Source organism: Variovorax sp. YR266, assembly GCF_900107295.1.
Lineage (GTDB): Bacteria > Pseudomonadota > Gammaproteobacteria > Burkholderiales > Burkholderiaceae_C > Variovorax.
In genome coordinates this window covers 384,475-408,868 of record NZ_FNPM01000005.1, presented here as the reverse complement: position 1 = coordinate 408,868, position 24,394 = coordinate 384,475, and the positions used below count along the sequence as shown (strand labels likewise).

Sequence of the window (24,394 nt, the reverse complement as noted above, 5' to 3'; positions counted from 1 at the left end):
AGACTCCTGAGTGGTTGCGGGCTTCCTGCCCTGCATGGCCTCAACGATAGGCCTCGCCGAGCGCAACGGAGCAGGCGTTTCGACGACACGGCGTTTCCGTTTTCGCAACGATCAGGTGGCTTGTGGCCGGAACTTCCGGCGGGCCCCGGCAATCGTCGGGCTTAACCCGCGATCAGCTTCTGCACCAGCTCGGCCGTGGTCGCAGCCGCGTATTTGCGCATCAACCGCGCCCGGTGCAGCTCCACCGTGCGGTGGCTGATGCCCAGCGCCTTGCCGATTTCCTTGGAGGTCAGCCCGCGCATCACCTGCGCCGCCACCTCTCGCTCGCGCGGTGTGAGTTCGGCCTTTACTGCGCGGCGCGAGCCCAGGTCTTCGAAAGTCCAGATGCCGGCCTCGTGCGGGGCGGCGCGATTCATCGCATGGCCCGTGACGTGGCACCAGAAGGTTTCGCCTGCAATGGCGCCGTGCAGGCCACCCAGGCGCCTCATCATGCGGTTGTCGGCGTAGTGCCCGCTGGCGTTCAGAAAGGGCTCCATGCGCTTGCCGATGCGCTCGAACTCGGCCACGCTGGGGTACAGGATGCTGAACGAATGCCCGACCAGCGCGGAGGGCGTTGCGCCAAAAATCTCGCACACGCGCACGTTGCAGGCCACGATGGTGCGGTTGCTCGAAACCACCATGCCGACGGGTGCATGCTCAAAAGCCAGCCGGTAATCGATCTCGGGCATCGGGGGTCACCATTACGAAATACTACGTATGCGAGTAGGTAGTATCGTTCAGGGCTTTCCCACCCACTCTCCATTCATCCATCAAGGAGCCCGAGTGAACAAGATTTATCCCTCCGCAGACGCGGCACTCAAGGGGGTCGTGGCCGACGGGCAGATGCTCGCGGTCGGCGGCTTCGGCCTGTGCGGTATTCCCGAAGCGCTGATCGAAGCGCTCAAGGATTCCGGCGTGCAGAACCTCACCGTTGTCTCGAACAACGCGGGCGTCGACGGCTTCGGCCTCGGCAAGCTGCTGGAAACGCGCCAGATCAAGAAGATGGTCGCCTCCTACGTGGGCGAAAACAAGGAGTTCGAGCGCCAGTACCTGGCCGGCGAACTCGAGCTCGAATTCACGCCCCAGGGCACGCTGGCCGAGAAGCTGCGCGCCGGCGGCGCGGGCATTCCGGCCTTCTTCACCAAGACCGGCGTGGGCACGCAAGTGGCCGAAGGCAAGGAACTGCGCGAATTCGACGGCGAAACCTACGTGATGGAACGTTCGCTTGTGCCCGACGTGGCACTGGTCAAGGCCGACGTGGCCGACAAGTCGGGCAACCTGCGCTTTCGCCTGACGGCACGTAACTTCAACCCGGCCGCCGCCATGGCCGGCAAGATCTGCATCGTCGAGGTCGAGAAGATCGTCGAAGTGGGCGAGCTGGCCCCCGACGACATCCACCTGCCGGGCATCTACGTGCACCGCATCGTGCTCAACGCCAGCCCCGAGAAGCGCATCGAGAAGCGCACTGTGAGCGCCTCGGTCGATGCCGCCGCCGCCAAGGTCGAGGCCCAGACCGCCATCGCCCAGGCCGCCGCCACCAGCGAAGTGCCGGTGCCCACCGTGCCCGCCAACAAGAAAGAAGGAGCCTGAGATGCCCTGGACCCAAGACCAGATGGCGGCCCGCGCCGCGCAAGAACTCGAAGACGGCTTCTACGTCAACCTCGGCATCGGCATTCCGACGCTGGTGGCCAACCACACCGGCACGAAAGAAGTGTGGCTGCAGAGCGAGAACGGCATGCTCGGCATCGGCCCCTTCCCGACCGAAGACCAGGTCGACGCCGACCTGATCAACGCCGGCAAGCAGACCGTGACCACGCTGCCCGGCTCGGCCATCTTCGGCAGCCATGACAGCTTCGCGATGATTCGCGGCGGCAAGATCAACCTGTCGATCCTGGGCGCGATGCAGGTCAGCACCAAGGGCGACCTCGCCAACTGGATGATCCCCGGCAAGATGGTCAAGGGCATGGGCGGTGCGATGGACCTGGTGGCTGGCGTGAAGCGCGTGATCGTGCTGATGGAACACGTGGCCAAGAAGAAGGACGGCACCGAGGACCTGAAGATCCTCGAGAAGTGCACCCTGCCGCTGACGGGCGTGGGCGTGGTCGACCGCATCATCACCGACCTGGCCGTGATGGACGTGGTGCCCGAGGGCCTGAAGGTCGTCGAGCTGGCGCCGGGCGTCAGCTTCGACACGCTGCAGTCCAAGACCGGCGCCAAGCTGATCCAGTAACAGGGCAGCGAACGCAACGACAACGAAGGCAGGGCCGCGAGAGCGGGCCCTGCCTTTTTCTTTGGAGCACACAGGAATGAATGTGAACGAAGTTCTGGGCGGCATCTGGCGGCAGGCGGGCTTGCCTGCGGAGGCCTTGCCGTTTGCACGGCTCACGGGTGCCGACCCGGTGCTGCCGTCGTCTTTCGCTGTCGGCGTGGCGGCACAGAGCACCATCGCTGCGGCGGCACTGGCTGCCTGCGAGCTCGGGCACCTGCGAGGTCCGGCGCGCCAGCAGGTCGGCGTCGACATGCAGCATGCGGCGCTCGACTGCACCGGCTGGTTCAGCCTCGACGGGCGCGTGCCCGATCCGTGGGACACCTTCTCGGGGCTGTACCGCTGCGCCGACGGCTGGGTGCGCATTCACGCGAACTTTGCGCATCACCGCGATGGGGCGTTGAGGCTCATGAAGCTGGACCCGGCCACTGCCACGCGTGCCGAGGCCGAGACGGTGATGGCGACCTGGCGCGCGCATGAATTCGAGGATGCCACCGCTGCGCAAGGGTTGGTGGCAACCGCGCTGCGCCGCTTCGACGAGTGGGACGCCACGCCGCAAGGGCAGGCCATTGCGGCGCAACCGCTGTTCACCATCGAACGGATCGGCGACGCACCGCCGCTCGCGCTGACGCCGCTGCGCGAAGATCAACGGCCACTCACCGGCGTGCGCGTGCTGGATCTGACGCGGATCCTCGCGGGTCCGGTCGGTGGTCGCGCGCTGGCGGCGTATGGCGCTGACGTGATGCTCGTCAATTCGCCGAACCTGCCGAACATCGAATCCATCGCCGACACCAGCCGCGGCAAGCTCTCGACGCATGTGGACCTGCGCACCGACGAGGGCCGAGCCGTGCTGCGGCAGCTCGCCACGCAGGCGCATGTCTTCGTGCAGGGCTACCGGCCCGGCGGCGTCGCATCGCTGGGCTTCGGGCCGGCGGAGCTGGCGCGGTTGCGGCCGGGCATCGTGTGCGTGTCGCTGACGGCCTATGGCACACAAGGTCCGTGGGCCAATCGCCGCGGTTTCGATTCGCTCGTGCAGACCGCAATGGGCTTCAACCACGCCGAAGGCGAGGCCGCCGGCGATGGCAAGCCGAAGCCGCTGCCGATGCAGATCCTCGACGAAGCGACCGGCTACCTGATCGCATTCGGTGCCGCCGCTGCGCTGTGGCGACAGCAGCAGGAGGGCGGCAGCTGGCACGTGCAGGTGTCGCTGGCGCAGACGGGACAGTGGCTGCGCAGCCTTGGTCGCGTGCCCGGCGGCTTGTCGATTGCAAGGCCCGACCTCAAGCCGTACGTCGAGACCTCGGCCTCCGGCTTTGGTGAACTTGCCGCACTGCGCCACAGCGCGCAGCTGTCGCGAACGCCCGCCGCGTGGCCGCGCCCTTCGATGCCGCCGGGCAGCCATCCGCCGGTGTGGCCGGCCGACACAGCGAAGTGAGAAACTGGGCCGATGCCCTACCTCGACATCGACAACCTCCAGGCCGTTTTCCTCGACGACGATGCGCTCCGCGCGCGGCATCTGGCGCGGCTGCCCTGCGGCCCGGTGCAGATCACGAGCGGGCGCGTTGTGGCCTGCGACCCGCTGGTGCAGCCCGAGCGGCAACCCTTTGCGCGCGAGCTGCAGGCGCGCGGCGCCTTCCCCGTCGAAGTGCTGCACGACAAGGGGCGGCATGCGCTGGCGGTGCTGTGGCTGCGTGACCGCGGCAGCGTGCGCGCAGCCGATCTGAACTGGCAGATGGCGCTGATGGAAGGGGAGTCACTCGAAGCGTTGGGCGACGACGAGTTCTACGGCTACCCGGTCGACGCAGGCGTCGGCTGCTTCATGGACCCCGACGCCGCAGCCGCCATGGCCGAGCGCGACAAGCGCGAAGCCGCCGACCCCGATTTCATCAGCTACTACGACGACGTGCTCGCGGGCGAGATGGGCGACGCCAACGTCGTCGACCACTACCCGCTCGGGCCGGGCTCGGCGAGCAACATGGTGATCTTCCGCTCGGGCTGGGGCGACGGCAGCTACCCCAGCTTCTGGGCGCTCGACGCTGCGGGCGAACCCGTGGCGCTGGTGACCGACTTCATGATCATGGAAGGCGGCGACGCGCGCGACGAGGACGACAAGCGCAGCGATGCCTACAAGGCCAGTCTCTCGCCCGAAAAGTCGGCGGCGCTCGATGCGTTGGGCGCGGCGGCAGTCGAAGGCGATGTGGCGGCAATCAAGGCCCTGCTCGGTGCGGGCCTCGCGCAGTCCAACGAGATCATTCCGTCGTTCGGCGAGTCCGCGATCACGAGTGCCATCCGCATGAACCAGCTCGACGCGCTGCGCGTGTTGCTGGGCGCGGTGCAAGGCCTGCCGATGCCGCCGCGGCTCTACAGGATGGACAAGGAAGAGAGCTACATCGACTACGCGCGCCGGCTCAAGAAGCCGCGCGTGGAGGGGCTGATCGAACTGCTGGAGAAGGCTGCAGCGCCCGCGGCAAAGCCTGGATTTCTGAAGCGCCTTTTTTCCTGAGCTTGTCCTGAGCGCTCAGGCGCCCAGCGCAGCCCGCACCTTGTCTCCCAATCCGCGCAGCCGCTCGACCGGCTCGTTGGAAAACACAAAGCGCAGATATTGCGCGCCATGCGTCTCGCCCCAGCCTTGCATTGCCGTGGCGCAGACGCGATGCGACAGCAGGCGCTGCGACAGCGTCTGCCCGTCGATGCCGAAGTCGCTCGTGCGCAGCAGCAGCGACCAGCCGCCGCCCGGCACACCGACAGGCAGGCCGCGAAGTTCGTCCAGCACCGTGTCACGCCGCCGCTCCAGCTCGCCCACGTACGGCGCGAGCGTGCGCACCGATTGTTCCAGCGCCGTTGCCACTGCATCCTGCGCGATGCCCACCGGCACCACCACATTGGCCAGCGACACGGCCACGAGATCAGGCATGTAGCTTTCCGGCGCCACGGTCCAGCCGACGCGCCAGCCGATCATGCGCAGCTCCTTGGCCGACGAGCCCACGGTGATCGTTCGCTCGGCCATGCCGGGCAATCCTGCCGGGTGGATCACTTGCCGGCCGTCGAACAGCAGACGTTCCATGGCGCTGTCGAGGATCAGCGTCAGGTCGTGCTGCACGCACAGTGCGGCGATGGCGCGCCAGTCGTCTTCATCGAAGCAGCCGCCCGTGGGCATCGAGGGCGACATCAGCAGCATCACGCGCACGCGGGGGCTGATGGCGGCTTGCAGCGCGGCGCGATCGAGCTTCCATTCGCCGCCGGGGCTGAACTGGAACGGCACGTACTTCGGCGTGCCGCCGGCGAGGCGGATGCGGTTGAGCAGCCCCGCGTAGGTCGGATCGGTCACCAGCACTTCGTCGCCCACCTCGACGGTCGCGAGCAGCGCGTTGAGGATGCCCGAGAGCCCGCCTGCCGAGATCACGCAGTTGTGCGCACCGCTGTACGCCACGCCCGACAGCGCCGACACATGCCGCGCCGCCACGTCGCGCAATCGCGACTGGCCGACGAAGGGCAAGTAGCTGTTGTCCGAATCTTCCGAGGCCGCACGCACGGTGCGCGCAATGGCTTCGGGGTCGGGCGGGATGTCGACGTCGAGGTTCTCGAGCCGAAGAAACGGCGGGCCATCGGCATCGTCGGCAATGGCACCCATGCGGTCGACGCCGATGCCTGCGATGTGTTCAAGACGTGCGGGGCGGTGGCGTGGCATGGGGCGGGTCTCCGTGTTTGGGGGCTGGCTACGGGGTTGGCCTGCGCGGGCGGGCCGGGCGTTGCTGCTGTGACGCGCCATTCTCATCGCCGGGCGGGGCCAGAAGCAACAGCGCCTGCCGCGCCTGTGCCGTCTCGCGCAGGAAGTTCCACATCGTCTGCATGCGCCCGAGATGCTTGGTCTCTGCCGGCATCGACATCCAGAACGTGCGCGTGAAGTTCGCTTGCTCGGGCAGCACGGGGCGCAGCGCGTTGTCGTTCTCCGCGATGAAGGCTGGCAGTACCGCGATGCCTGCGCCCGCGACCACTGCACTGTGCTGTGCGAGCACGCTGGTGCTGCGCAGCGCGAAGGCGTCGGGGCGGTGCAGTTCGTCGAGGTACTGCAGTTCCTTGCTGAAAAGCAGGTCGTCGACGTAGCTGATGAAGGTGTGGCCGCGCAGGTCTTCGCGCGTCTTGATGGGCTTGTGCGCGGCCAGGTACTTTTTCGATGCGTAGAGCCGCAGCGTGTAGTCGGTGAGCTTGGTGACCACCACCGGCCCGCGCGCCGGACGCTCGAGCGAGATCACGATGTCGGCCTCGCGCCGCGACAGATGCACGAGGCGCGGCATCGCGAGCAGATCGATGGTGAGCTTCGGATGCCGCACCGCGAACAACGCCAGCTGCGGTGCCAGCACCACCGTGCCGAAGCCCTCGGTCGCGCCGATGCGCACCAGCCCCGACAGGCCTTCCTGCGAAGCCGGCGCTGCGCTTTCCACGGTGCGGAAGGCGCTCTCCATTGCCTCGACCTGCGGCTGCAGCCGCCGGCCCGCCTCGGTGAGCCGGTGGCCGCCCGATTCGCGCGAGAACAGCGGGGCGCCGACTTCCTTTTCAAGTGCCTGGATACGGCGCGCCACGGTGGTGTGGTCGACCTCGAGCCGACGGGCCGCGCTCATCAGCGTGCCCGAGCGCGCCAGCTCCAGAAAGTACCGCAGGTTGTCCCAGTCCATGTGCTCTCGTGTCTCCGGTTTGAGGCTCTGCATTTTTGCAAAGCGGCCGCGCATATTTGTCTATTGTCATGGCAAATCTGCAAAGCTAGGATGCGTGACCGAACCGGCCAGACCGGCACCCGAATTTCACCGGATTCACAGGAGACAAACCCCATGGACGCCACCACCACGCCCTCGACCCAGGTCGCCACCGTCAAATTGCTGATCGGCGGCAAGCTGGTCGAATCGAAGACCACCGAATGGCGCGACGTCGTCAATCCGGCCACGCAGCAGGTGCTGGCCCGCGTGCCCTTCGCGACGCCGGCCGAGCTGGATGCCGCCGTGGCCTCTGCCAAGGAAGCCTTCAAGACCTGGCGCAAGACGCCCATCGGTGCGCGCGCCCGCATCTTCCTGAAGCTGCAGCAGCTCATTCGCGAACACATGGGCGAGCTCGCCGCGATCCTCACGGCCGAGCAGGGCAAGACGCTGCCCGACGCGGAAGGCGATGTGTTCCGCGGCCTCGAGGTGGTGGAGCACGCATCGAACATCGGCAACCTGCAGCTCGGCGAGCTGGCCAACAACGTGGCCAATGGCGTCGATACCTACACGCTGCTGCAGCCGCTGGGCGTGTGCGCCGGCATCACGCCGTTCAACTTCCCGGCCATGATTCCGCTGTGGATGTTCCCGATGGCCATCGTCACCGGCAACACCTTCGTGCTGAAGCCCTCCGAGCAAGACCCGATGGTCACCATGCGCCTGTGCGAACTGGCGCTGGAAGCCGGCATTCCGCCCGGCGTGCTGAACGTGGTGCATGGCGGCGAAGCCATCGTCAACGGCATCTGCGACCACAAGGACATCAAGGCGATCAGCTTCGTGGGTTCGACCAAGGTCGGCACGCATGTCTACAACCGCGCCACGCTGAACGGCAAGCGCGCGCAATGCATGATGGGCGCGAAGAACCACGCCATCGTGATGCCCGACGCCAACAAGGAGCAGACGCTCAATGCGCTGGCCGGCGCGAGCTTCGGCGCCGCCGGTCAACGCTGCATGGCGGTGTCGGTTGCGGTGCTGGTGGGCGAGGCGCGCAACTGGGTGCCCGAGCTCATCGAGAAGGCGAAGACGCTGAAGATCGGCGCCGGCACTGAAAAGGGCGTGGACGTGGGCCCGCTGGTTTCGTGCGCGGCGTACGACCGCGTCAACAGCCTCATCGAACGTGGCGAAGCCGACGGTGCTCAACTGGTGCTCGACGGCCGCAAGCCCACCGTACCCGGCTACGAGAAGGGCAACTTCGTCGGCCCGACGATCTTCACCGGCGTGAAGCCCGGCATGACGATCTATGACCAGGAAATCTTCGGCCCGGTGCTGTGCATTGCCGATGCAGAGAACATCGACGAAGCCATCGAGCTGATCAACAGCAACCCGAACGGCAACGGCACGGCGATCTTCACGCAGTCGGGTGCCGCGGCGCGCCGCTTCCAGGAAGACATCGACGTGGGCCAGGTCGGCATCAACGTGCCGATTCCTGTGCCGGTTCCGATGTTCTCGTTCACCGGCTCGCGTGCGTCGAAGCTGGGCGACCTGGGCCCGTACGGCAAGCAGGTCATCATGTTCTACACGCAGACCAAGACGGTGACGGCACGCTGGTTCGACGACAGCACCGTCTCGCACGGCGTGAACACGACGATCAGCCTCAAGTAAGAAGTCCGCCGGATGGACTTCGAACTTTCCGAAGAGCAGCGCGCCTTCGCACAGACTGCGCGCGACTTTGCACAGGCCGAGTTCGCGCCGCACGCGGCGCAGTGGGATGCGGAAGCCATCTTCCCGAAGGAGGCCATCGCAAAGGCCGGCGAACTGGGCTTCTGCGGCCTCTATGCGCCCGAGCGCGTCGGCGGCCTCGGCCTGCCGCGACTCGACGCAGCGCTGGTGTTCGAGGAGATGGCCGCGGTCGACCCCTCGACCACGGCCTTCATCACGATCCACAACATGGCGACGTGGATGCTCGGCACCTGGGCGACCGATGCGGTGGCGCAGCAGTGGGGCGAAGAGCTGACAAGCGGGCGCAAGCTCGCCTCGTACTGCCTGACCGAGCCCGGCGCCGGTTCGGATGCTGGCTCGCTCAAGACGCGCGCCGAGCTGCAGGGCGCCGACTACGTCATCAACGGCGGCAAGGCCTTCATCTCGGGTGCGGGCTCGACCGACGTGCTGGTGCTGATGGCGCGCACGGGTGGCGCGGGCGCGAGTGGCATCTCGGCCTTCGCGGTGCCGGCCGACGCGCCGGGCATCAGCTACGGCAAGAAGGAGCACAAGATGGGCTGGAACAGCCAGCCCACGCGCACCATCAATTTCGACAACGTGCGCATCCCCGCGCAGAACCTGCTGGGCAAGGAAGGCGAGGGCTTTCGCATCGCCATGAAAGGGCTGGACGGCGGGCGCATCAACATCGCGACCTGCTCGGTGGGTGCTGCGCAGGGCGCGCTGGATGCAGCGCGCCGCTACCTGCACGAGCGCCAGCAGTTCGGCAAGCCGCTGGCGAGCTTCCAGGCGCTGCAGTTCAAGCTAGCCGACATGGCGACCGAACTCGTCGCTGCGCGGCAGATGGTGCGGCTCGCGGCATCGAAGCTCGATGCCGGCCATGCCGATGCGAGCACCTATTGCGCGATGGCCAAGCGCTTCGCGACCGATGCGGGCTTCAACGTCTGCAACGACGCGCTGCAGCTGCACGGGGGCTACGGCTACCTGAGCGAGTTCCCGCTGGAGCGGCTGGTTCGCGATGCGCGGGTTCACCAGATCCTCGAAGGCACCAACGAGATCATGCGCGTGATCGTTGCGCGAAAATTGCTGGAAGGGGACAGCGATATCCGCTGAAGCCTCGCATCCAGAACCCCTCAAGACAATGACCGACTCCGTAGTTCTCTTCGACGAAATCAAGACCGCCGGTGGCCAGCGCTTTGCCGTGGCCACGCTCAACGCACCGGCTTCGCTCAACGCGCTGTCCGTGGACATGGTGCGTCTGCTCACGCCAAAGCTGCGCGAATGGGCGCAGGACGCCGGCATCGTCGGCGTGCTGCTGCAGGCGGCAGGCGAGAAGGCCTTCTGCGCCGGCGGCGACCTGCGCCAGCTCTACCAGACGCTGCTCGACTGTGGCCCCGCGCGCAACACCTATGCCGAAGATTTCTTCCGCGAGGAGTACGAGCTCGACTACCTGATCCACACCTTCCCCAAGCCTTTTCTGTGCTGGGGCCACGGCATCGTGATGGGTGGCGGCGTGGGCCTGCTGGCTGGCGCATCGCACCGCGTGATGACGCTGCAGAGCCGCATCGCGATGCCCGAGATCAACATCGGCCTGTACCCGGACGTGGGCGGCAGCTGGTTCCTGCGCCGCACGCCGGGCCGCACGGGGCTGTTTCTCGCGCTCACGGCCGCCAACGTCAACGCCGCCGACACCATCTTCTGCGGACTGGCCGACGTGCTGGTGCCGCAGGAGCGCAAGGGCGAAGTGCTCGAAGCTATCGGCGCCACGCAGTGGGCAGGCGAGCAGAAGGCCGACCGCGCCACGCTGTCGCGCATCCTCGCCAAGGCGGGCGAGGGCGCGGAGATGCCGGCCTCGAAGGTGCGAGAGCACTACGACACCATCAACGCCCTGATGGCTGGCGACGACCTGCTCGACATCGCGAAGCGCCTGCATGACCTGCAAAGCGACGACGCGTGGCTGCAGACGGCGGCCAAGACCTTCGCCAAGGGCGCGCCGAGTTCGGCTGCGCTGAGCTTCGAGCTGTGGCAGCGCGTGCTGCGCATGTCGCTGGCCGAAGTGTTCCGCCTTGAGTATTGGGCTTCGCTCGGCTTCTGCGCGCACAAGGACTTTGCCGAAGGCATCCGCGCCGTGCTGGTCGACAAGGACCGCAACCCGCGCTGGAGCCCGGCCACGCTCGACGAGATCACGCCCGCCTTCATCGAAGACCACCTGCGCCCGCGCGGCGAAATGCCTGCCGAGCTGGCGTCGCTGGTCTGAGTTTCATCATTTCCCGCACAGAACAACGGAGACAAGACAAATGAAGATCGCATTCATCGGCCTCGGCAACATGGGCGGCCCGATGGCCATGAACCTGCTCAAGGCCGGCCACACGCTCAGCGCCTTCGACCTCTCGGCCGAGGCCTGCAAGAAGTTCGGCGGCGACGGCCTGCCCATTGCCGCTTCGGCTGCAGAAGCGGTGGTCGACGCCGAAGTCGTCATCAGCATGCTGCCGGCCAGCGCGCATGTCGAGGGCCTGTTCCTCGGTGGCGCTGGCAAGCCCGGCCTGCTCGACAGCATTCGCGCCGGCACGCTGGTGATCGACAGCAGCACCATCGCAGCGGCCACGTCGCGCAAGGTGGCTGAAGCGGCCGCCGTCAAGGGCATCGCGATGATCGATGCGCCCGTGTCGGGCGGCACTGGCGGCGCGATTGCCGGCACGCTGACCTTCATGGTCGGTGGCGAAGTGCAAGACTTGGAGCGCGCGCGTCCGGTGCTCGAAAAGATGGGAGCCAACATCTTCCACGCCGGCGCTGCCGGTGCGGGTCAGACAGCGAAGATCTGCAACAACATGCTGCTCGGCATTTTGATGATCGGCACTTCGGAGGCGCTGGCACTGGGCGTGGCCAACGGGCTCGATCCGAAGGTGCTGTCGGAGATCATGCGCCGCAGCTCGGGCGGCAATTGGGCGCTCGAGAAGTACAACCCGATGCCGGGCGTGATGGATACCTCGCCCGCCTCGAAGAACTATGCCGGCGGCTTCGGCACCGACCTGATGCTCAAGGACCTGGGGCTCGCGCAGGAAAACGCGACCGCCGTGCGCGCGGCAACGCCGTTGGGTGGGTTGGCGCGCAGCCTCTATGCGGCACACAGCCTCGCGGGCCATGGCGCGCTCGATTTTTCGAGCGTGCTGAAGCTGGTGCAGAAGGCGTCCTGAGCCGGACGCTGGCGGTGGTCAGCCGTAGTGGGAGTGCAGAGCCCAAAGCAGGCCGATTACCACCACGAACAACACGGTGAAAAGCACCCAGGCGCGCATGATCGCCTGGTTTTCCGTGATTTCGGCAGGTGCAGCCGATGCGGGAGGCGGACTAGGAGCGGCGGGCGGTGCTTGGGTCATGCCCGACTGTACCCCGCGGCGAGGCCGTGCTGGCCAGCTTTGCAGAAGCGTCCATCCGCGACATCGCCCACATGATGCCGGCCGCCACGAGGTTGGCCCCCACGCTGAAAAGAATCGGCAGCAGGTAGCTGCGGCTCACATCGAAGGCAAAGCCCGCGGCCGCCGGGCCGACCAGCGTGCCGAAGGCCACGCTTGTGTAGAGCACGCCGATGATCGCGCCGATGTTGCGTCCGCCGTAGTAGTCCATCACCAGCGCCGGCAACAGCGCGACAAAGCCGCCGTAGAACGCGCCGTAGAAAAACGCGAACACCGCCAGCCCCCAGAAGCCGCTGGACGCTGCCCACACGAGCAGCGACAGCGCCATGCCGGTCGACATCAGCAGCATGGTCTGCGCGCGCCCCATGCGGTCGGCCAGCCCGCCCAGAAAGAAGCGCCCGGCCGTGCTGCCGACGCCGATGGCGCCCAGCAGCAGCACCGCATGCGCATTGGGCACGCCATGGTCCAGCGCGTAGGGCACCAGATGCACGAAGGGCACGAACAGGCCGAAGGAACTGATGAGGCAGGCCACGTACAGGCCGGCGAAGCGCCGCGAGCGCACGGCATTGCGCACCGTGAAGCCCTCGGCCTGGGCCGATGCAGCCTTCGGCTGCGGCGGATCGCCGTCGGGGCCGAGCCCGCGGTCGCGCGGGTCGTTCTCGATCAGCAGCGCCATGCCTACGCCCACCACCACCGCCAGCGCGCCTAGCGCCAAGTAGGCGTTCCGCCAGCCGAGCGTCTCGATGAAGAACGAGGCCAGTGGCGGCATCACCAGCGTGCCCACGCCGATGCCGCTCACGGCCAGCCCCGAGGCAAAGCCGCGCCGCCTGACGAACCAGCGCTGCACAGCGCCCAGCACCGGCACGTACGACGCACCGACCCCGAGGCCGACGCCGAGCCCATAAGCGAGATAGATCTGCGTCAGGCTCCGCGCCTGCCCCGCAAGCGCCAGCCCCAGCCCGACCAGCACCATGCCGGCGACGGCCAGTCGCCGCGAACCCCAGCGGTCGGCCAGCGGCCCGCTGAGCACGCCGAGGCCGAAGTAGAGAAAGCCCGCCAGCGAGAACACCAGCGAGACCGAGCCGCGCGAGGCGCCGAAGTCTTTCTGCAGCGATTCGAGAAAGGCGCTGAAGGTGTAGGCGCTGCCGAAGCCGACAAAGGTCACGGCAAAGGCGCCCGCGACCACCAGCCAGCCGCGGAAGAGGCCGCCGGCTTGCGATGGGGATGGCATGTGGCTCAAGGGAATAGACCTTTAAAGATCAGAATATCTGAATTGATTGATTTCGGGTGTGCGAATACTCCCGCTTATCAGTCTGAGCCGAAAACCAGAATTTCTGCTGTTTCTGAATCAGAATTTCTAAATAATGGAACACCAGCTCCCGCCCCTCAACGCACTCCGCGCCTTCGAAGCCACGGCGCGCCATCTCTCGGTGAAGAACGCGGCGGACGAACTGTGCGTGACCCCCGGCGCCGTGAGCCAGCTCGTCAAGACGCTGGAGCTGCATCTCGGCGTGCAGCTGTTCCGCCGCGTCAATCGCGGCGTCTTCCTGACCGACGCGGGCCAGGCCTATCTGCCGCCCGTGCGCAATGCCTTCAGGCAGATCAGCGATGCCACGCAGAAGGTGGCCGTGCCTGCGGAGACCGGCCTGCTCACCGTGAGCGCCACGCCGTTCTTTGCTTCCGCCTGGCTCGTGCCGCGCCTGAAGTCCTTCCAGGACGCACATCCCGACATCGACCTGCAGGTGCTGACCAGCAATGCGCTGGCCGATTTCTCGCGCGACGGCGTAGACGTCGCCATCCGTCACGGCATGGGCCAGTACCCCGGGCTTGCCAGCCAGCGCGTGCTCACGGTCGAGATGGTTCCCGTCGCCGCTCCCGCGCTGATCGTCGAATACGGCAAGCCGAAAAAGCCGGCCGACCTGCTGCGGTGGCCGCGCGTGAACGATGCCGATCGCAAGGGCTGGCGCCTGTGGTTCGAGGCGCAGGGCATCGAAGATGCCGGCCCGGCGCGCGGGCCTTCTTTCGACGACGCTAGCCTGTTGCTGCAGGCGGTGCTCGCAGGGCAGGGCGCGGCGCTGCTGCCCGCGGCCATGATGGCTCCCGAGATCGCGCAGGGCCGGCTCGTGCAGCTCTCGAAAGTGACGTGGCTCGAAGACTTCGCGTACTACCTCGTGTGCCCCGAGGGCAGCCGCGACCGGCCGAAAGTCGCGGCTTTTCGTGACTGGCTGCTCGGTGCGGTGCGCCAGAAAGGCGCTTCGTCAGGTAGCCGCAAGAGAGCATCGTCGACAGTCGCAGGTCAGGCCGTAGCGCCGCCACCCCGGCGGCGTGCCGTGCCCAAGCCTTGATGAAACTCCAGCGACACAGATTCCTCCGCCCGATGGCCGCCCGGCCGCGACTCTTCATTGCCACGGCCATCGCCATTGCGACCGGCGTGCTCATACCCTCGGCTGTCGAAGCCCACCTGGTCACGCGCCTGCTGATCGCGTGGAACACGGGAGCCTGCCTGTACGTGCTGCTGGCCGCGGTCATGATGACCCGGTCGTCGCAGCAGCACATGCGCTATCGCGCGCAGATGCAGGACGATGGGCAGATCGTCATCCTCGTGCTGGTGGTGGTGTCGGCCATTGCGAGCCTGGCGGCCATCGGCGGCGAACTCGCGGTGGTGAAGGACATGCATGGCCTGGAGAAGATCGCGCACATCACGCTGGCCGGGCTCACGGTGATGTCGTCGTGGGCCTTCACGCAGATCATGTTCACGCTGCACTACGCGCATGACTACTACGCCGGGGCGGGCCAGGGGCGAAAACCCGGCCTTCAGTTTCCGGACGACGAACCGCCGACCTACGGCGACTTCTTCTACTTCTCCGCGGTGATCGGCACCTCGGGGCAGACAGCGGATGTGTCCTTCGTGTCCAAGCCTCTGCGGCGTATCGGCTCGGTGCATTGCATCCTGGCCTACCTCTTCAACACGACTGTGCTCGCGTTGCTCATCAACATCGGTGCGAGCATGTTTTGAGCACGCCGGCACGCCATCGAAGATTCGTCGCCGCCACGGCCCTGCTGTGCCTCGCGCCGGCCGCGCGGGCCGACGACGAACCGGCCGAACTGCCATTCAAGCTCACCGTGGGCGCCTACCGGGTTTCCGGCGGCGGCCTGCCCGCGGGGCCGGGGCTGGACATGAACCTGCGCTACACCTACGGGGACGGCAATGTCTGGATCGGCTGGTTCCGCTCGCCGGTACTCGACTTCGCGCAGCCGCGCGTGGGGTGGGACCACACCTTCACGCTGGGGCCGGTGCGGGTGCTGCCGTCGTTGCAGGCCGCCTCGGGTGGGTTCGTGGGCAGCAGCCTGGCGGTGGAAACTGGCGACAGCTGGTTCGTCGGCACGGGGCTGGGCCGCACCAACCTTCGCAACTACGCGAACCTGAACTTCGACCCGAACGATTCGTACACGGTGTATGGCGGCTACAAGTGGACGGACGGCACGGCGCTGTCACTCTCGCTGATCCGCGACAACCGGCTGAACCCCGACCAGCAGGACGTGCATCTAATCTACCGCATGCCGTTGCCCGAGCGGCAACGCCTGACTGTCGACCTGCTGGCCAAGCAGGGCACTGTCGATGGCCGGTTCATTCGCCGCGCGGGCCTGACAGTCACCTACGACTGGCCGCGCTGGTTCATTCGCGCAGCCTACGACCCGAAGGTGAACTTCACCGCGCAGGACATGGTGCGGCTGTCGGTGGGCACGCGGTTCTGAAGAGAAAAACGCTCAGAGCAGTTCGATTCCCGGCAGGCTCTTGAAGCAGTTCTCTCGCGTGATGCGCACGAAGTCCGCCAGCCACGGCTGCTCCGACGTGCCCGGCGTGCACGCCATGTAGAGCCGCCCCGTCAGCCCCTTGCTGCCCACGCGCCGGGCAGTGACGTAGCCGCGGTCCAGGTAGTTCTGCACCGCCCACAGCGGCAGCGTTGCCACGCCACGCCCGCTGGCTACCAACTGCAGCATTGCCACCGTGAACTCGGTCGTGCGCCGGTGCGCAGGCTCCGCGCCCGCAGGCGCCAGCACCTGCCGCAAGACGTCGATCACTTCATCGGGCACGGGGTAGGTGATGAGCGTCTGGTCGGTGAAGTGGCGCGCCGTGAGGTAGGCCTTGGCCGTCAGTGGATGGTCGTTGGCCAGCAGGGCCATGATTTCGAAGCGGAACAGCGCGTGATAGTCCACCGCTTCGTCGGAGCCTTCCCTGGACACGATCGCCACTTCGGCGCGGTTCTGCGTCACCAGCGCGATCGGGTCGGAGTGAAAGCCCGAGACGATGTCGAGCTCGATCTCGGGCCAGCGCTGGCGGAACGCATCCATTGCCGGCATCAACCAGTCGAAGCAGGCGTGGCACTCGACCACGATGCGCAGCTGGCCGCTGCGCCCCAGCGCGAGCCGCGCCACGTCGCGCTCGGCTTCTTCGATGAGCGGCAGCGCCGTGTCGGCCAACTGCAGCAGACGCAGGCCGGTGGTGCTGAACTGCGGCGGCACCGATTTGCGCTCGAACAGCTGTGCGTCGTAGCGGTCTTCGAGCAACTTGATCTGGTGTGACAGCGCCGATTGCGTAAGGTTGAGCAATTGTGCCGCGCGCACCAGGCTGCCGGTGTCGCGAAGCGCGATGAGCGTGCGTAGATGACGTATTTCGAGGATCGACTGGAGCATGAAAAATATTCAATCGAATTTGCGAAATATCTCGGTTGAATCATATGCCTCGCGGCCGGTCACATCCAGTTGCTTGGCTGCAAGCCGGCACGTTTTGATTCCATGGCGACGAGCCTGAACTTTTGCGTTACTTCACAAGATGGCGCGACGTGGGGAGCGGGCAGGTGTGCCAATAATGGCACCATGCTCTCTCCGAACCGTCTTTCGCCGTTCCGTTTCTCCCTGTTGCTTTTGCTGTTTCTGGCCCCGTTGATGGGCTGGGCGCAGAACCGTGCGGAAGCACTCCTGCAGTTCGAAGGCGTGCAGGCGCGCTACCAGGCGTCTTATGCACCCGGTGCCGTCGCGCGCGGAGCGAAGGAGCTGCTTGACCCCGATGACCAAGCCATCGCCGACAAGGCGCTCAAGGCGCTGGACACGGCTGCCACGCGCGCGTTCAACACCGCTGCCTCGGTGTCCGCTATCCAGCAGGAAGTGGCATCGGCAGGCAACGGCGGTGCCGCACTCAGCCCGCAAGTGCAGGCCGCCGTGGCCCGCTTCGTGAAGCTGCGCACCGACTACACCGCCATGAGCGAGGCCGGCAGGGCCGAGTTCTTCAACCGCGAGCGCGCCAAGCCGGCCGACCCCGTGCGCACCGAACTGCTCGAACGCATGGCCGTGGCCGATGTTCGCGAGATCGACTTTTCAAGCCAGCTGCTGATGAGCGCGGTGGTCAAGCAACTGGCGCGCGGCAACGGCGGACAACTCAGCTCGCTGCCGGACCGCACGCTCGACATGGCTCTCGACACGCTGTGGTCGCGTGGTGTGACGTCGACGCGCCCGCGCAACCTGATGCTGGTGGCGCGCGAGTTCGAAAAGCAGATAACGCAGGCACTGCTCGCCGCGCTGCCCGATGCCGATGTGGCGGCCTTGCTGGCCTGGCGCAACGACCCGCAGGCCGCGGCCGAGCGCGAGGCCCTGGTGGGCACCTACCGCGCCGAGGTCAAGGGGAGCGGCGGGGTCGCGCTGCGGACCCTGGTGCGCGCCTGGCCGCGCTCCTGACGATCGCGTTGTTGCCGGACGGTGCCGCCGCGTAAGGCATGAACCGGCTCTGGTTCTCGTCCACGTCGAGCGGCCGGCCAACGAACGGAAACGCGCGCTGCGGGCAGGCCTCGCGCTCGCACACCTTGCAGCCCGCGCCGATGGGTGTGGGCACGTCGGGATCGCGCAAGTCCATGCCCTTTGAATAGACCAGCCGCGTGGCGTGGCTGATGTCGCAGCCCAGCCCGATCGAGAAGGTCTTGTTGGGCGAGCCATAGCCGCGGTAGCCGTGCGACACGGTGCGTGCAATCCAGAGGTAGGCGCGTCCGTCTGGCATGCGAGCGAGCTGCGTGAGCACGCGGCCGGGCTGCGCGAAGGCCTCGTACACGTTCCACAACGGGCAGGTGCCGCCGGTCTTCGAGAAGTGGAAGTGCGTGGCCGATTGCCGCTTCGAGATGTTGCCCGCGCGATCGACGCGGATCAGGAAGAAAGGCACGCCTCGCGCCTCGGGCCGCTGCAGCGAACTCAGGCGGTGGCAGATGGTTTCGAAGCCCACGCCGAAGCGGCGCGCCAGCTGGTCAATGTCGTAGCGCAACTGCTCGGCAGTTTCGAGGAACTCGCCGTACGGCAGCAGCAGCGCGGCGGCGAAGTAGTTGGCCAGGCCGATGCGCGCCAGCGAGCGAGCGGTGTCGCTCGACAGCGGCGCGGCGGCCACCAGCTCGTCGAGCATGTCGCCCACCTCGAAGAAGGCGAGCTGCGTGGCGAGCTGGAATGCATGCTGCCCGGGCTCCAGGTAGGGCGAGAGCCTCAGCACGCGCGAGCCCGGGTCGTAGCGCCGCTGCGCGCCGGCCTCGCCGTCTTCGGCGGGCACAACCCGCACGCCATGCGTATCGAGCAACTGGCGCGCGAGGCGGTCGCCGGGGCTGCCTTCGCGCAGGCGCCATTGCGCGGCGAGGGCTTCGGCCGCTTCATCGAGCGGCGCGATGTGGTTCTGGTGCGCGAAGAAGAAGTCGCGCACTTCCTCGAAGGGCATGGGCCGCGCCTGCGGCATTCGTGCGAGATCACCGCGTCCGTCGCCGAGTTCGCCTGCCAGTGCTTCGAGCCGCTCCATCGCATCGCGATGGCGCTGGTGCAGCGCGACCAATGCGCGGCCCACGGCGGGCATCTGGGTGGCGACTTCGCGCAGCTCGGCCAGCGCGACGGCATCGCCGCCGGGGTTGTCGGCCAGTGCCTCGCGCAGGCTGGCGATGAGGCGCGCTTCTTCGTCTTCGGAGAAGGCTTGGATGTCGACGCCCAGCGTGGCATGCAGGCGCAGAAGCACCGGCACCGTGAGCGGCCGCTGGTTCTGCTCGATCTGGTTCAGGTAGCTGGGCGACAGGCCCAACTGCTGCGCGAGCGCGAGCTGGCTCAGGCCGCGCTCTTCGCGCAGGCTGCGCAGCCGCACGCCCATGAAAGTCTTCTTCATCGCTTTATCCGGTTATTCGCAAGATTCGCAAATACGGCGAGGCTCATTCGCAACCATTTGCCCAATCAGGCCTTCATTATGGGCACGATCTTTCTTGAATTGCGAATTGTGCAAAGCTCGCGGACCGGCCCATTGGGGAGACGGGGAGCTTGCAGGGCGCGGTAGCTGGCATGCAACGTGCTGGGATTTGCTTGCGCGATGGCCGTCGCTTGACGGGCTAGAAGAAAAGTACACAAACTAACCGCATTTCCGGCGACCGAAAGGACAGTTGAGTTAGCCTCGACCGAAAGTTCCTCGTTATTGTTTCAATTTCATGAACACTGCGATTCGATTGAGCGGGGGTTTACCCTAGGAATCGCGGTGCACACTTGGGGCACCCAAAAGCCCAATGAAGAAGGAATTGAAATGAAGACCTCGAACATCCTCGCCGCCGCCGCTCTGTCCCTGCTCGCCGCCGCTGGCGCCCATGCAGAAACCTACGAAGGCGTTCAGCCCCTGACCTCCGGCTACAGCCGCGCCGAAGTGGCGCCCCAAGCCGTGGCAGCTGCCCGTGCCGGCAACGCTTATGGCGACAACGAAGGCGCTGCGTCGACCGCAACGCCCGCCCTGGCCGCTTCGGTCGACCGCGCCACTGTTCGCAGCGAGGCTGTTGCCGCTGCACACGCACCTGGCCAGAACCTGCGTCCCGAAACCTTCGCTGGCAGCGTGATCCCCTCGCAAGCGAAGGGCCTGACCTTCACGCGTCAAGCCGGCCTGTAATTGAAGGCGGCGCAAGCCGCCTCAGTCACACGTCAATAAAAAACCGGACCTGCGAAAGCAGCGTCCGGTTTTTTCATTGGGGCTTGGGTTTGTGTTTGGCGCCGTGCCGGTGGCAGTCGTGCGCGTGGTCGTCCACGATGCCTGTGGCCTGCATCCACGCGTAGACGATGACGGGGCCCACGAACTTGAAGCCGCGCTTCTTGAGCGCTGCGGAAATATCCTCCGACAGCGGCGTCTTCACCGGAACGCTGCCGGTGCGGTTGACGATGGGCTTGCCGCCCGCCATGCCCCAGATGAATTCGGAGAAATCTTCGCCCGCCGCCTGCATCGCGAGGTAGGCGCGTGCATTGCCGATGGTGGCCTCGATCTTCGAGCGCGAGCGCACGATGCCGGCGTCCTGCATCAGCCGCTCGACATCGGCCTCGGTGAATTTGACGATCTTCTCCGGCACGAAGCCCTTGAAGGCCTTGCGGAACGCGTCGCGCTTGCGCAGGATGGTGAGCCACGAGAGGCCAGCCTGGAAGCCGTCGAGCATGAGCTTTTCCCACAGCGCGCGGCTGTCGCGCTCGGGCACGCCCCATTCGGCGTCGTGATAAGCGGCCAGCAGCGGGTCGGTCTGGGCCCAGGCGCAGCGGATCTTGTCGGTGCTGTTGCTCATTGTTCGTTCGATTCTTTGCTCGGCTATCGTCGGGGAGTGTTTTCAGAATGAGGGGGAGACCCTGATGCAGCATTTTCGATTTTCATTGTCGGCGCTTTCCTTGGGCGTCGCGCTCGCCCTTGGTGCGCAGGCGCACGCCGAAACCATCAAGAAGCCCCAACTCGATCAGCTCGCCGCCGCTTGGCAGGCCGGCAAGCCGGCCGCCGACTTCAACGCTTTCCTTGCGCAGGCTGCAAAGAGCCAGCCCGCGTTGCAGAGCAGCGTGAATGCCTACCGCAGCAAGAAGGCCTCGCTGGCCGGCGACGACCTCGTCAACATCGCGCGCCTGCTCGGCCTCTACAACCGCCTGAAGAACCAGCAGGCCGTGATTGCGAGCATCGGCACCATGGTCGCGATTCCGACGGTGCGCAACGTGCAGGTGCCGCCCCACGAAAGCGCGTCGATCATCGAGTTCGGCCAGCTGGTGCAGAAGATGGCGACCGACTTCGGGCTTGCCTACCGCAACGTCGACAACCGCATCTTCGAAGTCAGCCTCAAGGGCAAAGGCGGCGAGGAGTTCGGCATCCTCACGCATTCCGACGTGGTGCCTGCGGTGCTGTCCGAATGGGTGCTCGACGATGGCACGCGGCTCGACCCCTTCAAGATGACCCGCATCGGCGACTTTCTCTACGGCCGCGGCACCATCGACGACAAGGGCTCGATCGCCGCAGTGCTCTACGCGATGAAGGCCGTGAAGGAAAGCGGCCTGCCCATCGAGCGCAGCATCCGCCTGATGATCGAGACCACCGAGGAAACCGGTGGCGACGCGATGCAGTACTACCGCACGAAGACGCAGCTGCCGGCCTACAACATCGTGCTCGACAGCAAGTACCCGGCCGTGGTGGCAGAGAAGGGCTCGGGCGCGCTGAAGGCGTTGTTCCCGGCAGAGCAGGCGGATGGTGCATCGACAGCCATCACGGCCATGAGCGGCGCCGCATCGGCCAACGCGATTTCGCAGACGGCGATGGCCACGCTCAAGGGCGGCGATCTTGCGGCCGCGCTCGCAAAGCTCGAAGCAGCAAAGCCGGCCTTCCTGCAGAAATACGAAGGGCAGGGCGGCAAGTTCGCCATCGACATTGCGCGTGGCGCTGACAGCATCGAGCTGAAAGTGACAGGCGTTTCGGCCCACGGCTCGCGGCCCGAGGAAGGCGTGAATCCGCTGCCGCGCCTCGCGCTGTTCCTGCAGGAGTCCGGCGTGCCACTGGCCGCCAACCACTACCTGAAGGCCGTGAAGTACATCGACGCGCTCTACGGTACCGGCTACCTCGGCGAGAAGATGGGACTGGGCTACGCCGACGACTTCATGGGCCCGCTGACCTTCTCGCCCAACCTCGTGCGCATGGGCAGCGACGGCAGGCTCGAAGTCACGGTCAATGCGCGCATGCCGCGCGGACGCACGCCCGATGAACTGAAGGCGCAGGTCACGTCGAAGATCGATGCGTGGGCGAGCGCGAACAACGTGAAGCTCGAGGTTGCCTACGACCAGGGCAACTGGATGGCGCGCGACCCCAAGGGCGCGTGGCTCTCGACCCTCCTGAACATCTACGGCGACACCACCGGCCTCGAGGCCAAGCCTGTGCCCACGGCTGGCAGCACCACCGCGAAGCTGATGCCCAACGCAATCAACTTCGGTCCCGCGATGCCCGGCAAGAAGTACACGGCGCACAACGCCAAGGAGTACAAGGAAGTGCCCGACCTCGACGCCGACATGCAGATGTTCACCGAGATGCTGGTGCGCATCGGCAACCTGCAGCAGATGCAGTAACGCACGCGGTTGGCGAACTTAAAGTCGCGCTTTCTCCCTCGTGCGCAACGTTTCTTCGTAGTGCGCAGAGACCTGTCGCAGCGCGTGGCTCGGGTATCGTCGAAGGCTTCCATTTTTGTGAAAAGGGAGTCACGCACATGCTGCAATTTCGCTTCTCGTTGCCAGCCCTCACCATGGGCTTGATGGCAGTTGGCCTCACCGCACCGGCCTTCTCGGAGACGCTCAAGAAACCCGCGCTCGACCAGTTGGCCGCGGCCTGGCAAGGCGGCAAGCCCGCCTCCAGCTTCAACGCTTTCCTGGCCCAGGCCGAGAAGGCCAACCCCGAGCTGAAGCCCGCCGTGGCCGCCTATCGCAAGAAGGCACCGCTGGCTGGTGACGACCTCACCAACATCGCGCGCCTGCTGGGCCTGTACAACCGCCTGCACAACCAGAAGGCCGTGATCGCGAGCCTCGGTGCCATGGTGGCGCTGCCGACTGCGCGCAACGTGCAGATCCCGCCGCACGAGAACCCGACGATCATCGACTTCGGCAAGCTGGTCGAGAAGATGGCGCGAGACTTCGGGCTTGCGTATCGCAACGTCGACAACCGCATCTTCGAAGTCAGCCTCAAGGGCAAGGGCACTGAAGAGTTCGGCATCCTCACGCATTCCGACGTGGTGCCCGCGGTGCTTTCAGAATGGGTGCTCGACGACGGCACGCGGCTCGACCCGTTCACCATGGTCCGCGTGGGCGACCGCCTTTACGGCCGCGGCACCATCGACGACAAGGGTTCGATCGCCGCCGTGCTCTATGCAATGAAGACGGTGAAGGAAAGCGGCCTGCCGATCCAGCGCACCATGCGCCTGATGATCGAGACCACCGAGGAAACCGGTGGCGACGCCATGGAGTACTACCGCGGCAAGGTGCCGCTGCCGGCCTACAACATCGTGCTCGACAGCGGCTACCCCGCAGTCGTGGCCGAGAAGGGCGCGGGCTCGCTGAGTGTGTTCTTCCCTGCGGAGAAAACCGATGGTGCAGTCACCGCGATCACGGACATGGGCGCAGCCGTCGCGGTCAACGCGATTTCGCAGACCGCCACCGCCACGCTCAAGGGCGGCGACCTCGCTGCGGTGCTCGCAAAGCTCGAAGCCGCGAAGCCGGCCTTCCTGCAGAAGTACGAACCGCAGGGCGGCAAGTTTGCGATTGCCATCACGCGTGACGGGGACAGCATCGCCATCAAGGTCACCGGCACCTCGGCCCATGGCTCGGAGCCCCAGAACGGCGTGAATCCGCTGCCGCGGCTGGGCCTGTTCCTGCTGGAGTCCGGTGTGACGCTGGCCGACAACCAGTTCCTCAAGGCGGTGAAGTACGTCGATGCGCTCTACGGCACCGGCTACCTCGGCGAGAAGATCGGCCTGGGCTACAGGGATGACTTCATGGGGCCACTGACTTTCTCTCCCAACCTGATCCGCACGGGTGCCGACGGCCGGGTGGTAGTGGCGGTTAACACGCGCATGCCGCGCGGACGCACGCCCGAAGAACTCAAGACCCAAGTCACCGCGAAGATCAATGACTGGGCTGCGGCGAACAAGGCCACAGTCGAGATCAAGTACGACCAGGGCAACTGGATGGCGCGCGACCCTTCTGGCCAGTGGCTGACGACGCTGCTCAACATCTACGGCGACACCACCGGCCTCGAGGCCAAGCCAGTATCCGCGGCCGGCGCCACCACGGCCAAGCAGATGCCCAACGCGATCAGCTTCGGCCCCGGCATGCCCGGCAAGAAGTACACCGGGCACAACGCCAAGGAATACAAGGAAGTGCCCGACCTCGACGCCGACCTGCAGATGTTCACCGAGATGCTGGTGCGCATCGGCAACCTGCAGCAGATGCAGTAG

The 24,394-nt window shown here is 66.2% G+C and carries 22 protein-coding genes; 15 read left to right on the top strand and 7 right to left on the bottom strand.

Translation table 11 applies throughout. The features are described from left to right. Positions 1-161: 161 nt before the first annotated feature. Positions 162-728: a LuxR C-terminal-related transcriptional regulator gene (locus tag BLW48_RS16290; protein WP_093055635.1), complete on the bottom strand. Its 567-nt coding sequence runs from the start codon at positions 726-728 to the stop codon at positions 162-164. Positions 729-822: 94 nt separating this feature from the next. On the opposite strand from BLW48_RS16290, the gene BLW48_RS16285 reads away from it, so the two are divergent. The 4 genes from BLW48_RS16285 (at position 823) to BLW48_RS16270 (ending at position 4,808) form a co-directional block, all read left to right on the top strand. Continuing rightward, the gene (locus tag BLW48_RS16285) at positions 823-1,629 is read left to right on the top strand and encodes a CoA transferase subunit A (protein ID WP_093055637.1); all 807 of its coding nucleotides are present in this window, start codon (positions 823-825) and stop codon (positions 1,627-1,629) included. A gap of 1 nt (position 1,630) precedes the next feature. Then, positions 1,631-2,269, top strand: coding sequence for a 3-oxoacid CoA-transferase subunit B (locus BLW48_RS16280; protein WP_093055639.1), 639 nt, complete (start codon positions 1,631-1,633; stop codon positions 2,267-2,269). Between the two features lie 76 nt (positions 2,270-2,345). After that, positions 2,346-3,740: a CoA transferase gene (locus BLW48_RS16275; protein ID WP_093176233.1), complete on the top strand. Its 1,395-nt coding sequence runs from the start codon at positions 2,346-2,348 to the stop codon at positions 3,738-3,740. A gap of 12 nt (positions 3,741-3,752) precedes the next feature. After that, positions 3,753-4,808, top strand: coding sequence for a DUF4241 domain-containing protein (locus tag BLW48_RS16270; RefSeq protein WP_093176230.1), 1,056 nt, complete (start codon positions 3,753-3,755; stop codon positions 4,806-4,808). A gap of 15 nt (positions 4,809-4,823) precedes the next feature. Here BLW48_RS16270 and BLW48_RS16265 read toward each other — a convergent pair whose 3' ends face one another. Together BLW48_RS16265 and BLW48_RS16260 are read right to left on the bottom strand one after the other, a co-directional pair. Next, complete coding sequence (locus tag BLW48_RS16265) at positions 4,824-5,993, bottom strand: pyridoxal phosphate-dependent aminotransferase (RefSeq protein WP_093176228.1); 1,170 nt, start codon at positions 5,991-5,993, stop codon at positions 4,824-4,826. Positions 5,994-6,021: 28 nt separating this feature from the next. Then, positions 6,022-6,978 carry a LysR family transcriptional regulator gene (locus BLW48_RS16260; protein WP_093176225.1) on the bottom strand — a complete coding sequence of 319 codons (957 nt, stop codon included), beginning with the start codon at positions 6,976-6,978 and terminating at the stop codon, positions 6,022-6,024. A gap of 153 nt (positions 6,979-7,131) precedes the next feature. Between BLW48_RS16260 and BLW48_RS16255 the strand changes: the two genes are divergently transcribed. From BLW48_RS16255 to mmsB, 4 genes are read left to right on the top strand one after another with little or no spacing between them, the layout of a single operon-like run. Next, positions 7,132-8,655 carry a CoA-acylating methylmalonate-semialdehyde dehydrogenase gene (locus BLW48_RS16255; protein WP_093073314.1) on the top strand — a complete coding sequence of 508 codons (1,524 nt, stop codon included), beginning with the start codon at positions 7,132-7,134 and terminating at the stop codon, positions 8,653-8,655. Positions 8,656-8,667: 12 nt separating this feature from the next. Further along, the gene (locus BLW48_RS16250; RefSeq protein ID WP_093055649.1) at positions 8,668-9,822 is read left to right on the top strand and encodes an acyl-CoA dehydrogenase family protein; all 1,155 of its coding nucleotides are present in this window, start codon (positions 8,668-8,670) and stop codon (positions 9,820-9,822) included. Between the two features lie 28 nt (positions 9,823-9,850). Next, positions 9,851-10,966 carry an enoyl-CoA hydratase/isomerase family protein gene (locus BLW48_RS16245; RefSeq protein ID WP_093176223.1) on the top strand — a complete coding sequence of 372 codons (1,116 nt, stop codon included), beginning with the start codon at positions 9,851-9,853 and terminating at the stop codon, positions 10,964-10,966. A 40-nt stretch (positions 10,967-11,006) separates the two neighbouring features. Then, positions 11,007-11,903 (top strand): 3-hydroxyisobutyrate dehydrogenase, encoded by an 897-nt coding sequence (gene mmsB / locus BLW48_RS16240; protein ID WP_093176219.1) that lies wholly within the window; start codon positions 11,007-11,009, stop codon positions 11,901-11,903. A 151-nt stretch (positions 11,904-12,054) separates the two neighbouring features. Here the strand turns inward: mmsB and BLW48_RS16235 are convergent, their stop codons facing one another. Further along, the gene (locus BLW48_RS16235) at positions 12,055-13,350 is read right to left on the bottom strand and encodes an MFS transporter (protein ID WP_093176216.1); all 1,296 of its coding nucleotides are present in this window, start codon (positions 13,348-13,350) and stop codon (positions 12,055-12,057) included. Between the two features lie 133 nt (positions 13,351-13,483). Here BLW48_RS16235 and gcvA point away from each other — a divergent pair, with 133 nt between their 5' ends. From gcvA to BLW48_RS16220, 3 genes are read left to right on the top strand one after another with little or no spacing between them, the layout of a single operon-like run. Further along, positions 13,484-14,464: a transcriptional regulator GcvA gene (gene gcvA, locus BLW48_RS16230; protein WP_093176214.1), complete on the top strand. Its 981-nt coding sequence runs from the start codon at positions 13,484-13,486 to the stop codon at positions 14,462-14,464. Between the two features lie 32 nt (positions 14,465-14,496). Then, on the top strand, positions 14,497-15,135 hold the full coding sequence (locus BLW48_RS16225; protein ID WP_093176211.1) for a DUF1345 domain-containing protein: 639 nt from the start codon (positions 14,497-14,499) through the stop codon (positions 15,133-15,135). Continuing rightward, entirely contained in the window at positions 15,132-15,875 is a 744-nt protein-coding gene (locus tag BLW48_RS16220) for a hypothetical protein (RefSeq protein WP_256330787.1), read from the top strand. Before BLW48_RS16225 ends, BLW48_RS16220 begins: the two co-directional genes overlap by 4 nt. 12 nt (positions 15,876-15,887) lie before the next feature. On the opposite strand, the gene BLW48_RS16215 is transcribed toward BLW48_RS16220, so the two are convergent. Further along, positions 15,888-16,814: a LysR family transcriptional regulator gene (locus BLW48_RS16215; RefSeq protein WP_093176207.1), complete on the bottom strand. Its 927-nt coding sequence runs from the start codon at positions 16,812-16,814 to the stop codon at positions 15,888-15,890. A 183-nt stretch (positions 16,815-16,997) separates the two neighbouring features. Here BLW48_RS16215 and BLW48_RS16210 point away from each other — a divergent pair, with 183 nt between their 5' ends. After that, complete coding sequence (locus BLW48_RS16210) at positions 16,998-17,852, top strand: hypothetical protein (RefSeq protein WP_093176204.1); 855 nt, start codon at positions 16,998-17,000, stop codon at positions 17,850-17,852. Here the strand turns inward: BLW48_RS16210 and BLW48_RS16205 are convergent. Next, positions 17,794-19,296: a short-chain fatty acyl-CoA regulator family protein gene (locus BLW48_RS16205; RefSeq protein ID WP_093176201.1), complete on the bottom strand. Its 1,503-nt coding sequence runs from the start codon at positions 19,294-19,296 to the stop codon at positions 17,794-17,796. The genes BLW48_RS16210 and BLW48_RS16205 overlap by 59 nt on opposite strands. Positions 19,297-19,701: 405 nt before the next feature. On the opposite strand from BLW48_RS16205, the gene BLW48_RS16200 reads away from it, so the two are divergent. Continuing rightward, complete coding sequence (locus tag BLW48_RS16200; protein ID WP_093073331.1) at positions 19,702-20,055, top strand: alpha/beta hydrolase; 354 nt, start codon at positions 19,702-19,704, stop codon at positions 20,053-20,055. Positions 20,056-20,128: 73 nt separating this feature from the next. Here BLW48_RS16200 and BLW48_RS16195 read toward each other — a convergent pair whose 3' ends face one another. Beyond that, positions 20,129-20,713: a DNA-3-methyladenine glycosylase I gene (locus tag BLW48_RS16195; protein WP_093176199.1), complete on the bottom strand. Its 585-nt coding sequence runs from the start codon at positions 20,711-20,713 to the stop codon at positions 20,129-20,131. Positions 20,714-20,777: 64 nt separating this feature from the next. On the opposite strand from BLW48_RS16195, the gene BLW48_RS16190 reads away from it, so the two are divergent. Together BLW48_RS16190 and BLW48_RS16185 are read left to right on the top strand one after the other, a co-directional pair. Next, on the top strand, positions 20,778-22,517 hold the full coding sequence (locus BLW48_RS16190; protein WP_093176197.1) for a dipeptidase: 1,740 nt from the start codon (positions 20,778-20,780) through the stop codon (positions 22,515-22,517). Between the two features lie 137 nt (positions 22,518-22,654). Further along, complete coding sequence (locus tag BLW48_RS16185; protein ID WP_093176195.1) at positions 22,655-24,394, top strand: dipeptidase; 1,740 nt, start codon at positions 22,655-22,657, stop codon at positions 24,392-24,394.